Annotated in this window: 15 protein-coding genes and 1 pseudogene; 2 read left to right on the forward strand and 14 right to left on the reverse strand. The window is 71.1% G+C overall.

Features of this window, described 5'->3' with window-relative positions; genetic code table 11:
• Positions 1–11: 11 nt before the first annotated feature.
• A pseudogene (locus HWY45_RS00835) lies at positions 12–361 on the reverse strand (phage protein NinX family protein).
• Between the two features lie 246 nt (positions 362–607).
• Between HWY45_RS00835 and HWY45_RS00840 the strand changes: the two are divergent.
• Together HWY45_RS00840 and HWY45_RS00845 are read left to right on the forward strand one after the other, a co-directional pair.
• The gene (locus HWY45_RS00840) at positions 608–1,708 is read left to right on the forward strand and encodes a glycosyltransferase family 2 protein (RefSeq protein WP_059884234.1); all 1,101 of its coding nucleotides are present in this window, start codon (positions 608–610) and stop codon (positions 1,706–1,708) included.
• 15 nt (positions 1,709–1,723) lie between these two features.
• A complete protein-coding gene (locus HWY45_RS00845; protein WP_059884235.1) occupies positions 1,724–2,986 on the forward strand; it encodes a glycosyltransferase family 87 protein in 1,263 nt (420 codons plus the stop codon).
• Here the strand turns inward: HWY45_RS00845 and HWY45_RS00850 are convergent.
• The 13 genes from HWY45_RS00850 to HWY45_RS00910 form a co-directional block, all read right to left on the reverse strand.
• Positions 2,950–3,990 (reverse strand): TadG family pilus assembly protein, encoded by a 1,041-nt coding sequence (locus HWY45_RS00850; RefSeq protein WP_059884236.1) that lies wholly within the window; start codon positions 3,988–3,990, stop codon positions 2,950–2,952. The genes HWY45_RS00845 and HWY45_RS00850 overlap by 37 nt on opposite strands.
• Entirely contained in the window at positions 3,983–4,411 is a 429-nt protein-coding gene (locus HWY45_RS00855) for a TadE/TadG family type IV pilus assembly protein (protein ID WP_059563580.1), read from the reverse strand. Before HWY45_RS00855 ends, HWY45_RS00850 begins: the two co-directional genes overlap by 8 nt.
• Complete coding sequence (locus HWY45_RS00860) at positions 4,408–5,271, reverse strand: tetratricopeptide repeat protein (RefSeq protein ID WP_059563579.1); 864 nt, start codon at positions 5,269–5,271, stop codon at positions 4,408–4,410. The genes HWY45_RS00855 and HWY45_RS00860 overlap by 4 nt, the downstream gene beginning before the upstream one ends.
• Entirely contained in the window at positions 5,268–6,212 is a 945-nt protein-coding gene (locus HWY45_RS00865; RefSeq protein WP_059884237.1) for a type II secretion system F family protein, read from the reverse strand. The genes HWY45_RS00860 and HWY45_RS00865 overlap by 4 nt, the downstream gene beginning before the upstream one ends.
• Complete coding sequence (locus tag HWY45_RS00870; RefSeq protein WP_059808374.1) at positions 6,209–7,186, reverse strand: type II secretion system F family protein; 978 nt, start codon at positions 7,184–7,186, stop codon at positions 6,209–6,211. The genes HWY45_RS00865 and HWY45_RS00870 overlap by 4 nt, the downstream gene beginning before the upstream one ends.
• Positions 7,183–8,580, reverse strand: coding sequence for a TadA family conjugal transfer-associated ATPase (locus HWY45_RS00875; RefSeq protein ID WP_059884238.1), 1,398 nt, complete (start codon positions 8,578–8,580; stop codon positions 7,183–7,185). Before HWY45_RS00875 ends, HWY45_RS00870 begins: the two co-directional genes overlap by 4 nt.
• Positions 8,577–9,791, reverse strand: a complete 1,215-nt coding sequence (locus HWY45_RS00880; protein ID WP_059884239.1) for a CpaE/TadZ family protein — start codon at positions 9,789–9,791, stop codon at positions 8,577–8,579. Before HWY45_RS00880 ends, HWY45_RS00875 begins: the two co-directional genes overlap by 4 nt.
• Before the next feature lie 17 nt (positions 9,792–9,808).
• Positions 9,809–10,192 carry a CpaD family pilus assembly lipoprotein gene (locus HWY45_RS00885; protein WP_059563574.1) on the reverse strand — a complete coding sequence of 128 codons (384 nt, stop codon included), beginning with the start codon at positions 10,190–10,192 and terminating at the stop codon, positions 9,809–9,811.
• A gap of 17 nt (positions 10,193–10,209) precedes the next feature.
• Positions 10,210–11,589: a type II and III secretion system protein family protein gene (locus HWY45_RS00890; RefSeq protein WP_059884240.1), complete on the reverse strand. Its 1,380-nt coding sequence runs from the start codon at positions 11,587–11,589 to the stop codon at positions 10,210–10,212.
• A gap of 51 nt (positions 11,590–11,640) precedes the next feature.
• On the reverse strand, positions 11,641–12,642 hold the full coding sequence (gene cpaB, locus HWY45_RS00895; protein ID WP_059884241.1) for a Flp pilus assembly protein CpaB: 1,002 nt from the start codon (positions 12,640–12,642) through the stop codon (positions 11,641–11,643).
• Between the two features lie 19 nt (positions 12,643–12,661).
• Entirely contained in the window at positions 12,662–13,150 is a 489-nt protein-coding gene (locus HWY45_RS00900) for an A24 family peptidase (protein WP_059563571.1), read from the reverse strand.
• 89 nt (positions 13,151–13,239) lie between these two features.
• Positions 13,240–13,422 (reverse strand): Flp family type IVb pilin, encoded by a 183-nt coding sequence (locus HWY45_RS00905; RefSeq protein ID WP_059884242.1) that lies wholly within the window; start codon positions 13,420–13,422, stop codon positions 13,240–13,242.
• A gap of 413 nt (positions 13,423–13,835) precedes the next feature.
• A complete protein-coding gene (locus HWY45_RS00910; RefSeq protein ID WP_150998204.1) occupies positions 13,836–14,198 on the reverse strand; it encodes a hypothetical protein in 363 nt (120 codons plus the stop codon).
• Between the last annotated feature and the right edge of the window lie 61 nt (positions 14,199–14,259).

Genomic DNA, 14,259 nt, shown 5'->3' on the forward strand with positions numbered 1-14,259 from the left:
CTCATGCACGCTCACGGCGCTTTCGTCATGTCGAGATCCGGCACGTCGTCGCCGAACGCCGCGGCGACGCGCGTGCGCATCGCCGCGACCAGCAGCGTCGGGCCCGACTGGTTGAACGTGCAGCGCTCGCCCGCCGACGGCACCGCGCGGTGCAGCACCGCCCGCCACGCGCCGCGCCCGGCAGGCGTTCGACGAGCGGGCCGCCGTCCGCCCACGACGACGACGGCGCAAACGGCACCGGCACGCCGCCCGCGCCGCAGATCGCCCGGCATATGCCATCGGCGACGCGCGGCGCGCCGAGCCCTTCGGCCACCGCCACCCAATAGTCCAACGGCGCGCCGCTCAAATCCTGGACTTGCATCGCGCCCTCCTGCGCCGTCGAAAACCCCATCGCAGCGCCCGCGCACCCGGCTCGCCGGCCGCCGGCGAACCGGGTTTCCACGGGTGAAACGGCCCGCCGCGCGCCCCCCTGCATCCATGTTACGAATCGCCGATTCCTGCGTACAATGGCCGGAACCAGAATACGCGCCGGACCGGGGCGGGCCCGTCCGGCGGACGACCACGGGTTCGCACGATGCCGCGCACGCCGGATCTCTCGGGGGGACGCATGTCCACGCACGCCAGAAAACCGCTGGTATCGCTCGTCGTGCCGTTTCACGACGAAGAGGAAGCGATCGACGCGTTCTTTGCCGAAACGCTGCCCATACTCGAATCGGTCGACACGGTGCGCTTTGAAATCGTTTGCATCAACGACGGCAGCCGCGATCGCACGCTCGACCGGCTGATCGCGGTGGGGGCCGGCGACCCGCGCATGCGCGTGATCGATCTGACGCGCCGCTTCGGCAAGGAAGCCGCGCTCACCGCCGGCCTCGACGAAGCGGCCGGCGCCGCGGTGATCCTGATCGACGCCGACCTGCAGGACCCGCCCGCGCTGATCCCCGCGATGATCGAGCACTGGCGCGCCGGCGCCGAGGTGGTCGCCGCGAAGCGCACCGACCGGATGTGCGACCCGTTCATGCAGCGCGCGGCGGCCGCGCTCTACTATCGCGTGCACAATGCGCTGTCCGAAGTGGAGATGCCGGAGAACGTCGGCGACTTCCGCCTGATGGACCGCGAGGTGGTCGACGCGCTGCGCGCGCTGCCCGAGCGGCGGCGCTTCATGAAGGGGCTGTTCGCGTGGGTCGGCTTCCGCACCGCGATCGTCGAATACGCGCGCGCGCCGCGCAGCGGCGGCCACTCGAAATTCTCCGGCTGGCGGCGCTGGAACTTCGCGCTCGAAGGCATCACGAGCTTCAGCACGGTGCCGCTGCGGGTGTGGACCTATCTCGGCGTCGCGTTCGCGATGCTCGCGCTCGTGTACGGCGCGTTCATCGTCCTGCGCACGCTGCTGTTCGGCAACCCGGTGCACGGCTACGCGTCACTGATTTCCGTCGTGCTGTTCATGGGCGGCATCCAGCTGATCGGCATCGGCGTGATCGGCGAATACCTCGGCCGCATCTATCACGAATCGAAACAGCGCCCCGTCTACCTCGTGCGGCGCCGCTACCGCGCCGAGCGGGCCGCCGCCGCGCAGCCCGCGCGTCACGCGAGCGCGCTCCCGACGTCGAAGCTGCTGCAGTTCCCGCTCAAGCGGGCGAGCGTCCCGCGCCGCCGGCCGGCGATGCCGGCGGCGGCCGGCCACGGCGTCAGAAAAGTCTCGGGCAAGTAACCGGGCACACTGCGCATGGACATTTCCCGACACTCGATGCAAGCGACAGACCGCCCCGTGCGCGCGTGGCTGACGCCGAAGCGCGTCGTCGTGTACAGCGCGTTCGTGCTCGTGTTCTGCCTGCAGTTCGCCGCGATCTGGGCATGGGTGATCCACAGCGCGCCCGGCCCCGTCACGTCGCGCCCGGGCGCCGACTTCTCGGTGTTCTGGTCGGCGTCCTACGTGATGCTGCACGGCACGCCGTGGCAGGCCTACGACTACCCGACCTTCTCGCGGCTGTCGGCCGGAATGTTCCCGTACTTCCATCGCGAAGGCTTCCTCGCGTGGCTCTACCCGCCCACCTACCTGCTGCTGGTGACGCCGCTGGCGCTGCTGCCCTATGCGGTCGGCTATCCGCTGTTCGTCGCGTTCGGCGTCGTCGTGTTCGGCTTCGCGGCGTGGCGCGTGTCGGGCCTCGCGGCGATCCCCGGCGCGGGCCGCTGCTGCGCGTTCGCGCTGGTCGCCGCGCCCTGCGTGTTCGTCACCGCGATGTTCGGGCAGAACGCATTCCTCACCGTGTCGTGCGCGGCGCTGGCCGTCTACTGGGCCGAGCGGCGGCCGATGTGGGCCGGCCTGTGCATCGCGCTGCTGTCGGTCAAGCCGCAGATGGCGCTGCTGTTTCCGTTCGTGCTGGTCGCCGCGCGCGCGTGGCGCACGATCGCGTGGGCCGCGCTGGCCACCACCGCGTTCGTCGCGCTGAGCGTGCTGGTCTGCGGCGTCGAATCGCTGCGCCTGTTCGTCGCCAGCGCGGGGCTCGCGCGCTCGATCATCCTCGAGCACAGCGTCGTGTTCTGGCTCGCGTCGCCCACGCCGTTCGCGGCGTTCCGCTTCGCGGGCCTGCCGCTCGCGGCCGCGTATGCCGCGCACGCGTGCGTCGCGGTAATCGCGATCGCGGCCGCGTGCATCGTGTGGGCGCGCTCGCGCGACATCCGCGTGCGCGCGGCGGTGCTCGCGGTCGCGACGCTCGCCGCGAACCCGTACGTATGGCACTACGAGCTCGTGTGGCTCGGCATCGCGGCCGCGTGCATGCTGGGGATCGGCTGGCGCGACGGCTGGCTGCGCGGCGAGCAGGCCACCATCGCGCTGATGTGGCTGCTGCCGCTCGGCGAATACCTGAACCCGTGGCTGCAGCTGCCGCAGATCGGCCCGGCCGTGACGCTGCTCGCGCTGCTGATGCTGCTGCGCCGCGCGCGCGCCGGCGCTCACATCGCGAGCCGCGGCGGCACGTACACGCCGTAGTACGGCCCGACCCCGGTCGCGACGCCGGTCATCTTCACGCCGGCGACGAAATGGCCCTGGATGTACTTGTACGAGCCGCCGAGCGACACGTCGACGTGGAACGCCGCGAACGCGACGATCGGCACGTAGGTGCTGCTGGCCGTCTGCGTGACGACCGGCAGGATCACGGTCGAGCCGACCGGCACCGACGTGTAGAGCGTCGCCTTCACGCCGGTCGCGAGGTAGATGCTGTCGCCGATGTTCAGCGTCGTCGGGTTGCCGCTCGCCATCAGCGCCCCCATCGTCGTCGTGTCGGTCGCGGTCGACTGGAACGACGTCCACTGCCCGCCCATGCACAATGCGCCGTAGGTCTGGCCGTTCGTGATCGAGAACTCGTAAGGCTGGTTCGTCAGCGGGTTGATCAGCGGCTGGTTGGTGGCCGCGTTCCAGTACTGGTTGTACACGCACTGGTCGATCGCGACCGGAAACAGCCCGCCGGCCGCCACCCCGCCCGGCGCGGCCAGCACCGCCACCGCGGTCGCGCTGCCGGACGCGCCGGGAATCCCCAGCAGCCCGCCGAGCAGCAGCGGAATCGAGCCGCCGTTCACGCCCGGCGCGCGCGACACGGTCACCTGCACCGCCGGCACGTCGTACGCGCCGGGCGTGATGGTGGTCGCCTGCATGCCCGCGGGGCTGCGCGTCATGTTCCAGTACCCGGTGGCCACCGTGCCGGACGACAGCGGGGCGCCGGCCGCCGAATTCTGCGCGATCACGCCGTTCGCCGCCGACGCGGCCTGCGACCAGTTCAGCGCGCCGCCGCTCGGCGACATCATCGCGTCGGCCCCCGCGAGCGCAGCCGCGTCGGCGGCGTTCTGCAGCTGGTTGCGCGCGATGGCCACCCACGCGACGTCGATCGCCAGCGCGCCGAACGACAGCAGCGGGATCAGGAACAGCAGGAAGAACAGCGCGATCGAGCCGCGCTGCTGCACGCCAACGATGCGCCGCGCGCCGCCCGCGTCACTCATAGAGCATCACCGAGGTGGCCGAGACCGTCACCGGGCCGGTCAGCGCGCTGAACGCGGAACCGAGCACCAGCCCCGTATACGTGTAGGTGACCGTCACCGTCAGCGCGGTGCCCGACGTTGTGCCGTTCGCCTGGGTCACGTTCACCGTCGGCGTGGTCGGGGTGCCGCCGGTGATCAGGCTGTTCTGCGTGTAGCTGAGCGCGACGTTGGCGATCTGCGTGGTGGTCAGCATCGGCACGCGCAGCACCACGCCGGCGCGCGCGGCCTCGCGGCTCGCATTCGTGATGACGGCCTTGTCGCACAGGATCAGGCTCGTGTCGATGATGCCGAGCAGCACCATCAGCAGGAACGGCAGCATCAGCACGAACTCGAGGGACACGACGCCGCGCGCGCGGCGCGCGCCCATCGCCCCGCGTGTCATTTTGCGGCCCCCGTGCCCGGCGGCGCGGCGCCCGGCTCCAGCGCGCCGGACAGCGACGCCGAACCGACGCCCCCGCCCGCCCCGCGCGACGCGAGCCGCGCGCGCACCGCCTGGTAGAAGCGCAGGTTGTCGGCCACCGCCGACGCGGGCAGGTCCGCGGACAGCAGCTTCTTCGCCGAATCGGTATTGCCGAGCACGCCATACGCGAACGCGAGGTTCTGGCGCGCCTGCCACGGCGCGTCGGGCAGCCCCGCCACGTCGAGCAGCACGTTCACGCCCTCGCGCGGCCGGTTGCTCAGCACCAGCGACAGCCCGAGATCGACGCGCAGCCCCTGCGCGTCCGGATGCGCGCGCAGCGCGTCGCGATACACGGCCTGCGCATCCGCATGGCGGCCCTGCAGGTCGAGCACGGTGCCGAGCCCTTCGGCGGCGAGCGGGTGGTTCGGCTGCGCCGCCAGCAGGTCGCGATAGCGCTGCGCGGCATCGTCGAGCCGGCGCTGCCGCAGCGCGACGCGCGCGAGCCCGAGCTGCGGGCCGAGCTCCGCGGGCGCCTGCCGCTGCGCTTCGTCGTAGAGGATCCGCGCCCGCTCCAGGTTGCCGGTGCGGTAGTTGACGTCGCCGAGCCCCAGGCGCGCGGCGAGCGAATCGGGGTGCGCGGTCAGCACCTTCTCGTACAGCGTCGTTGCGAGATCGACGTTGCCGCCGGCGAGCGCGCTGTCCGCGATGCGCAGTTCGGCCTGCGGATCGTCGCGCTTGTGCGACAGCACCGGCCGCGTCTGGACGCCCGGTGCGCCGCAGCCGCCGGCCAGCACCGGCAGCACGGCCGCGAGCATCAGCACACGTACGACGGATCGGGTCATTTGAATACCTCGAGCAGGCGGATCGCCGCCGGGCCCGCCGCGATCAGGCAGACCGTCGGCAGAATGAACAGCATCATCGGCAGCGTGATCTTCGGCGCGAGCTTCGCGGCCCGTTCCTCGAGCGCGACGATCTGCTCGTTGCGCTCGGTGCGCGACAGGGTCCGCAGCGCCTGCGTGATGGGCGTGCCGAACCGCTGCGACTGCGTGAGCGTCGTCGCGAGCGAGCGCGCGGACGTGAAGTCGACGCGCGTCGCGAAATGCGTGAGCGTCGCGGACACGTCGCCGCTCAATGTCAGCTCGTCCGCGCACACCGTCAGCTCGTCGGCCAGCGGCGGGCAGATGCGCGCCAGCTCGTGCGCGACGCGGCGGATGCCCGACGCGAGGCTGTTGCCGGCCATCGTGCAGATCACGAGCAGGTCGAGCGCATCCGGAAAGCACGCGGCGATGGCCCGCCGCCGCCGCCGGATCATCGCGCCGAGCACGTACTCGGGCACGATCACGCCGATCACGAACGCGGCCACCATCGCCAGCGCGCGGATCACGAAGTATTCGCCGAGGCGTGGAATGAACGGGCTGAAGACGATCGCGATGCCCGCGAACAGCACGCCGCAGCCCAGCTTGATGCCGATCATCTGCGACACCGCGCGGCGGTCGCGAAAGCCCGCGCGCGCCAGTTGCAGGCCGAGCTTCACGCGCTGCATCGGGTCGAGCACCGGCAGCCGCTCGCCGAGCTGCGCGAGCCGCTGCGTCACGCCCTGGCGGACGTCGCCCGGCTGCAGCCGCCCGGCCGCGAGCGACGGCGCGCGCTGCCCGGCCGCCTGCTGCACGCGCGCGGCGATGCGCCGGCGCGTGCCGCCGCCGGGCGTGAAGAGCGCCACGGCCACGCACACGAGCAACAGCAGCAGTTCGAGGCCGCGGGCGGCCAGCATCGACATCGTCATCGCGCGGTATCCAGTTTCGAGATCTTGCGGATCGTCAGCAGCCCGACCGCCAGCAGCCCGGCGGCGATCGTCAGCATCATGTTGCCGGCATGGGTCGTGAACAACAGCATCACGTAGCCGCGGTTCACGAGGAACAGCGCGCCGATCATCACGAACGGCACGGCCGAAATGATGTTCGTCGTGATCCGCCCTTCGGCGGTCAGCGCGCGGGTCTTCAAGCGGATGTCGCGGCGCGTGCGGATGATGCTCGACAGCTCGTCGAGCGTCTCGCCGAGGCTGCCGCCGGTTTCGCGCTGCAGCAGCAGGTAGACGGTGAAGAACGAGAAGTCCGCGATCATCAGCCGGTCCGCCGCCTGCGTGAGCACCTCCTTGAGATCCGCGCCCACCCGCAGGCTGTCGCCCATCGTGCGGAACGTCGAGCGCACCGGCTCGGCCGCGCCGTCGCCCACCGTGCTGATCGCCTGCGTGACCGGAATGCCCGCGCGCACGGCCCGCACGATCAGGTCGATCGCGTCCGGGAACGCCTCGAGAAAGCGGATCCGGAAACGCTCGACCAGCGCGCGGTAGCTCGCGCGCATCGCGACCAGCGGCAGCCCGACGTAGATCAGCGGACGCAGAAAGCCCGGCGGCCCGATCAGCTTCACCGCGACGATCGCCGCGAGCGCGCCGGCCACCGTGCTGGCGATGACGATCCGCATGCCGCCTTCGCCGCCCACCGCGCGCACGCGCGTCACGTAGCGCTGCAGCCACGTGCGTGCGCGGCTTTGCCGGCGTTCGAGGTTGAACAGCGCGATGCCGCCCCCGTCGGCCGCGCCCGCGCCGCGGCCCGCGAGCGACGGCGACAGGCGCCGCATCCGCTCGCGAATGCGCTGCGCGGGCGTGTGGCGCGCGCGATCGAGCAGCGACGACAGCGCGAGCCCGATCCCGAGGATCACGACGAACGCGCACACCGCGAACAGGTCGGCGGCCCTCATTGCCGGAACACCTCGGCGAGCGCGTCCTCGACGCCGTAGTACGCGGCGCGCGCCGCGAACGCCGGCCGCAGCGACGACGCGTCGAACACGCCCTTCACCGCGTCGCGCGTGGTGTCGCCTTCCTGGCGGAACGAGAACAGGTCCTGCGTGATGACCACCTCGCCCTCCATCCCGACGATCTCGGTGATCCGCGTCACGCGGCGCACGCCGTCGCGCATCCGCTCGACCTGCACGAACAGGTGCACCGCGCTCGCGATCTGGCGGCGGATCGACAGCAGCTGCAGGTTCGCGTTCGCCATCATCACCATGCTCTCGAGCCGGCTGATCGCGTCGCGCGGCGAGTTCGCGTGGATCGTCGTCATCGAGCCGTCGTGGCCCGTGTTCATCGCCTGCAGCACGTCGAACGCCTCGGGGCCGCGGATCTCGCCGAGGATGATGCGGTCGGGCCGCATCCGCAGCGCGTTGCGCACGAGGTCGCGCTGCGAGATGCCGCCGAGCCCCTCGGTGTTCTCCGGCCGCGTTTCGAGGCTGACGACGTGCGGCTGCAGCAGCTGCAGCTCGGCCGCGTCCTCGATCGTCACGATCCGTTCGTGCTCCTCGATATGCTGCGACAGCGCGTTGAGCAGCGTCGTCTTGCCCGAGCCGGTGCCGCCCGAGATCACGATGTTCAGCCGGCACGTGCAGGCGATCTTCAGCGCCTGCAGCATCGCGGGCGAGATGTTGCCCTGCTGCGCCATCCGCGCGAGCGTGATGTCGCGCTTCGCGAACTTGCGGATCGAGATCGACGGGCCGCGCATCGCGATCGGCGGCAGCACGACGTTCACGCGGCTGCCGTCGGCCAGGCGCGCGTCGACCATCGGGCTGCTCTCGTCGACGCGGCGGCCCACCGCCGCCGCGATCCGCTGCGCGACGCTCGTCACGTGCGCGTCGTCGCGAAACTTCAGCGACGTGAGTTCCAGCCGCCCCGCGCGCTCGACGTACACCTGGTCGGGGCCGTTGACGAGGATGTCCGTCACCGTGTCGTCCGCGAGCAGCGGCTCGATCGGCCCGACGCCGAACATGTCGTTCAGGATCGCGTCGACGATCAGCACCTGCTCGCCGGCCGTGATCTTCAGCTGCTCGCGCTCGACCGTGTGCGCGGCCACCTGCTCGATGCCCGCGCGCACTTCGTCGCGCGTCTTCATCAGCGCCGCCGACATGTTCATCGACGCGAACACCGCGGTGCGGATCGCATCGAACTTGCCGGAGCGGATCAGCGACTCGTGGGTGTCGGCGGCCACGGGCGCGCGGGTCGGCATCGGCGCAGGCGCGGGCGAGCGCACGGCGGCCGGGGGCGAGGCCGGTGCCGCCGGCACGGGGTCGGCCGTCGGCCGGCTGCGGGTGCCGAACTTCACGATCCTTTCCTCCACTTGACGAAGCGCGCGTACCACGGCTCGGCGACGGCCATCGATTCGCCGGTGATGCCGTTCGCGAGCAGCCGGATCTCGTCGCGGAAACCGCTGCGCTTCGCGCCGTCGAGCGGCTCGCCGAGGTTCTCCGCGACCGCGAGCGTCTGCGGCTCGTGCGGCAGCTCGCGCAGCCGCACGCCGCCGAACGCCTCCTCGAAATCGGCCGGCGCGACGCGGCCCTCGACCGGCGCAAGCGGATTGTTCAGCACCATCGACAGCAGCCGCTCGCCCGGCAGTTCCCGCGCGAAGCGCGCGAGCCGCGCGGCTTCGTACGCGGCGTGCACCGAGCGGTCGGCAACGACATAGATGAGATCGGACGCCTCGAGCGCGTCCTCGAACAGCCTGCCCACGCCGCCGCCGACGTCGAACAGCACGTAGTGGAAGCGGTCCTTCAGCATGTCGACCAGGCGCGCGATCGCGCCGTCGCGCAGCGGCGCGTCGGCGCCGTACGCCAGCTCGGCCGACAGCACGTGCAGCCGGTCGCCCTTGGTGACGAACATGCGGTCGAACAGCGCGTCGTCGGGGCGCTGCTCCATGTTCAGCAACTCGATCAGCCCGTTGTTGCTGGACAGCCCGAGCATCGAGTTCGCGCCGCCGCCATGCAGGTTCAGGTCGATGTATGCCACGCGGCGGCGCTTCTCGCCCGCCAGGCAGCGCGCGAGGCTCACCGCGATCGTCGTCGCGCCCACGCCGCCGCGCGCGCCGACGAAGCTCACGGTCTTGCCGGTGCGCGCCTGCACGACCGATTCCGTCGCCGTCAGCGCGCGCCGCATCAGCTCGACGGTCAGCGGCTTGACGATGTAGTCCTGCACGCCGATGCCGAGCAGGTTGCGGAACAGCCCGACGTCGTTCTGCGTGCCGATCGCAACCACCCGCACCGACGGGTCGCACACTTCCGCGAGCCGCATCAGGTCCGACACCGGCAGCACCGAATCCGACACGTCGACGACGAGCTGGCGCGGCGAGCGCTCGTGCTGCTGCAGCAGCCGGATCGCGTCGTCGCAGGTGCCCGTGTGCAGGTGCGCGCGCGTGATCGACAGATCCTGCGCGACGCGCCGGATCACGTCCTCGCTGCCCGCATCGGACACCACCGCAAGGAGATCCGCCGCTCCGGCGGGAGCGGCGCGTTTGGCGTTCTGGCGTGCAAGGACCTTCATGGGCGTCGGGAGTCGGTTCAGTGGCCGGGCGAGCCGGTCGTCGTCAGCGTCTTGCCGGGCGTCGGCTGCTTCACGCGGTCCTCGACGTAGCGGCGCACCGCGTCGGACGCCACGGCCGCGTCGGCGCCGCCGTACGGCACGGGCGCGACGAGATCCTGCGGCCGCGCGAGCATCGTCGCGAGGTTCGTGTAGGTCGCGCAGCCGAACGGCACGCCCGGCCGGCCGAAGCCCGCGTCGACCAGGTGCGACGGCTGCATCAGCTTCGCGCAATCGGGCGGCACCGCGCGCGTGCCGTCGAAGCCGATCGCCCGCGCATCGGGCAGGTTCAGCGGCGGCGGCGCCGACAGGCAGCCCGCCAGCAGCAGCGGCAGCAAGGCGGAGACGGTGGTTCGAACTCGCATGCGCGCGCTCCCCGAAGTCAGTACACGAAGCCCGCGGCGCCGACCAGGCGCGGCGTGTCGCCCGACAGCAGGTCGAGCCCGAGGTTGCGCTGCACCGCGAACTCGAGGTCGCTGCTCGGCCGCGCGACGGTATCGATCGCCTGCTCGAGCTGGCCGGGCCCGGCCGGCTGGACGATGTACGGCGTGACGATCACGACCACCTCGGTCTTGCTGTCCTGGAAGTTCTTCGACGAGAACAGCCGGCCGATGATCGGCAGCCGGCCGAGCCCCGGGATCTGCGACACGGTGTCGGCGGTCTGGCTCTGCAGCAGCCCGCCGATCGCGAAGCTCTGCCCGCTCGACAGCTCGACCGTCGTCTCGACGCGCCGCACGCTCAGCCCCGGCACCTTGACGCCGCCGGTCGTCACGCTGTTGGTCGCGTCGACCTCGCTCACCTCCGGCCGCACCTTCAGGCTGATCCGGTTGTCGGCGAGCACGGTGGGCGTGAAGTCGAGCGACACGCCGAACGGCTTGAATTCGACCGTGATCGCGCCGTTGTTGCCGCTCTGCGCGACCGGGATCGGAATCTCGCCGCCCGCGAGGAAGCTCGCGGTCTCGCCGGACATCGCGGTCAGGTTCGGTTCGGCGAGCATCGTGATCAACCCTTCCTGGTCGAGCGCGTCGAGCACGACGTCGATCGACCAGCGCCCCGCGCGAAAGCCGCCGAGCACCGAGTACGCGCCCGTCGGCGACAGGTTGAACAGGCTGGTGGTCGGATCGAACAGCGTGCGCCCGTTGAACAGCCCGCCGACGAAGTTGCCGGCGCCGCCGAGCGCGCTCCAGTTGATGCCGAGCTGCTGCGTGATGTTGCGGCTCACCTCGGTCACCCGCACGCGCAGGTTCACCTGGATCGGGCGCGACAGCATCAGCCGGTTGACGATCTTTTCCTTGTCGTGCAGGTACGGCGTGAGCGACTGCATCACGGCGTCCGCATCGGCCGCGCTCGGCACCTTGCCCGACACCATCAGCGAGCCCGGCGCGCCGGACACCGACAGCTTCAGCTGCGGGAAGCGGCTGTCGAGCACGCGCTGCAGCGACGCCGTGTCGACCTGCACGATCACCGTCCTGCGCAGGATCGGCCGGTGGTTCGCGCCGAGGGCGATCAGCGTGGTGGTGCCGGCCTTCTTGCCGAACACGAACACGGTGCGCGGCGACGGCACCTGGATGTCGGCGATGCTCGGATCGGCGACGAACATCGCGCTCGCGGGCTCGGGCAGCGACAGCATCTCGCCCTTGCCGGTCGCGATCGACAGCGCCGCGCCGGCATCCGTCGCGCGCGCGTCCTGCGCGAGCGCGACGCCGGGGGCGGCGGCGCAGGCCAGGCACCAGAGAGCGATCCAACGAACCATGCGCACCATGCGTATTCCCGTCAAATCAAACGCCGGCCGTCGGGCGGCCGGCCCGATCCGTCACTGCGGCGCGGCCGCCCTCGGCTGCGCCGCCGCATCCGCGGCGATCGTGCCGCCGCCCGGCAGCCCCGGTAGCCCGGACGGCAACGGCGGCAGGCCCGGCGTGCCGATGCCGCCGCCGCGCGAGCCGTCGTCGACCGACGAGCCGCGATAGATCACCACCGTGTTGCCCTGCCACGCCGGCCGCACGCCGCCATCCGGCGCGGCCGACGGCGCGCGTGCGACCTCGCGGGCCGCGCGCGACACGTCGCCGGCCCACACCGGTTGCGTATCCGGCTCCTGTTCGTCGCCGCCCGGCGTCTGCCCGCGGTCGCGCATCGCGAAGCTGCGCAGCGCGAGCGACAGCGAGCCGAGGCGCGTCGCGACCAGCACGACCTGCGCGGTGCGCGGCGCGACTTCGAGCGTGACCGTGCGGGCGCGGGCGGTCGCGTCCGGCGCGCTCGCGGGCGCCTTCGCGCGCTGGAATTCCGAGCCGACCGCAAGCACGCGCGCGCGCCGCACGACCGTCTCCGCTTCGTAGGTGCCGGGCGTCGTCGCCGTGCCGCCGATCTGCTGCGTGAGCACCACGTCGACGAAGTCGCCCGGCTGGATCAGCCCCGCGTTGCCCGACACGTCGTCCACCGGCACCGAGATCGCGCGCATGCCGGGCTGCAGCGCCGCCGCGAGAAAATCCGGCGCGCCGGCCGGGATCACGTTCTCCGCGCGGATCGGCGTGCCGGCGCCGACGCGGCTGCGCAGCAGCGCGCCCTTCAGGTCCGCGCCGGGCTGCGACTCGACGAACGCGCCGGGCGGCACCTGCGCGCGCGGCAGGCGCTTCCACGCGAGATCGTTGTCGCGCAGCAGCAGCCCCTCCGGCAAGTCGGCGGCCGCGACGCGCACGCGCTCGTCCGCCGCTTCGCCGGCGATCTTCGGCGTCGACGCGGCGACGTACACTTCGCGCAGGATGAACGCGCCGATGCCGGCGGCGACGATCAGCACGGCCAATCTCAGGGTCTTGGGCATGGCGGCGTGCGTCCCCCGGCTAGGTTGGCGAAACCGCGTAAGGAAACGGCGCCCAGACGGCCAGCGCCCCGCCGAGCGCGAGCGCGACGCCATATGGCACACCGCGCACGCCACGCCCGGCGGCCGCGCGTGCGGGCGCCGCGCGCCGCCGCCATGCGCCGCCCGCCAGCATCGCGATGCCGCACAGCGTGCCGCACGCGCCGACGATCACGAGCACCGGAAACGCCAGCGCCGGGCCGGCCCACAGGAACACCGCCGCCGCCAGCTTGACGTCGCCGCCGCCGAGCCAGCCCGCGTGACGCATGCCGCCGAACAGCAGCAGCATCGCCGCGGCGGTCGCGACGTGGCCGGCCAGCGGCGCGACGCCTTCGCGCGCGAGCGCCGCCGCGACGACATACAGCATCGCGAACGCCAGCACCGCGCGGTTGGACAGGCGCCGGTCGCGCAGATCCTGCACCGCGAGCGACGCCAGCACGACCGTCGCCACCGACTGCACGAGCGTGAGCATGGGAGAGCCGTTCGTCGGCGCGCCCCCGGCACGATGCGCTCTGCCGCTGCGGATCCGTGCAAGCGTCGGTGGCGCGCGGGTTCAGGGGATCAGATCAGGCTCGTCACCTTCGTGATCAGCGTCGAGAACACGCTCGGCAAGCCGCCGGACGTGCTGCTGAGGATCGCGCCGACCGCCGCCAGCGCGACCACGACGATACCGGCCAGAACCGCATATTCGAGCGAGCTGACGCCACGTTCGTCGCGCAGCAGGGACTTGACGTATTGCAGCATGACAACCTCCGTGTGACGGGGCCGGTAATCGACCGTTGAACGTAAAAAAGCTGCGTTGCTCCGGCGGCTGCGCATGGCGTGAGCCAGGTTGCGACTCATGCGGGTGGCCCGGCATCGGCCGCCCGCATCCCCCGGAGTCCTCTCGACTGCTGCGACACGCTGAATGCAACGGCGGCACGTGCCGTTTCATTTGCGCCTCTTTCGCGCGGCCGTGCTGCCACGATGCCGGCCACGTCGATTCGTCTAGGGTATAGACAATTTTTTGGGCGATTTCAAATAATTTGGCGTCGGAGTGCATTTATGGATAGCACCCCGCAACGATGAAAACCATGCAGCTCATCCGCTGCAATTATTTCTCGCGACAATCGACGCGGATCGCACGCCGCAGAAAGATTGTTAACTGCCGCGATACGTCATTTCCAGCGACCCGGATAACCCATTTTCATTCGATTTTTCGATATGCCGGACAGCTTCATGTTCGCCATTTCAAGCGTCGGATCGCGTGCATGCGCCGGAAATTCATTCGCACGCCGCGCGGAGAACCCGGTAAATATGACGGGCCCGAATCGCGCTCTTTTGATCGAATGCTCCGGCCGGTCGGCATGCCAATCCGCCATCGCCGTTGCAGCGCGTTTCCATTCGGCGACTGCCGGATTCGGCATGCGACGCCATTTGAGACGATCGGAATCCTGATCGAATGTCCAATACCCGCCCGCCGCATGCCGCGCCCACCACCCGGCCCGGCAACCCGCGAAGCGGCGATAAGCATAGTTCAAATCGTTGCTTGTCCCGCGCGGGCGGCGTCCACCAGAATGGCCCGATGCCACCCGGCCCGAC

The sequence above is a fragment of the Burkholderia stagnalis genome (assembly GCF_902830275.1).
In the GTDB taxonomy this organism is placed as follows: domain Bacteria; phylum Pseudomonadota; class Gammaproteobacteria; order Burkholderiales; family Burkholderiaceae; genus Burkholderia; species Burkholderia stagnalis.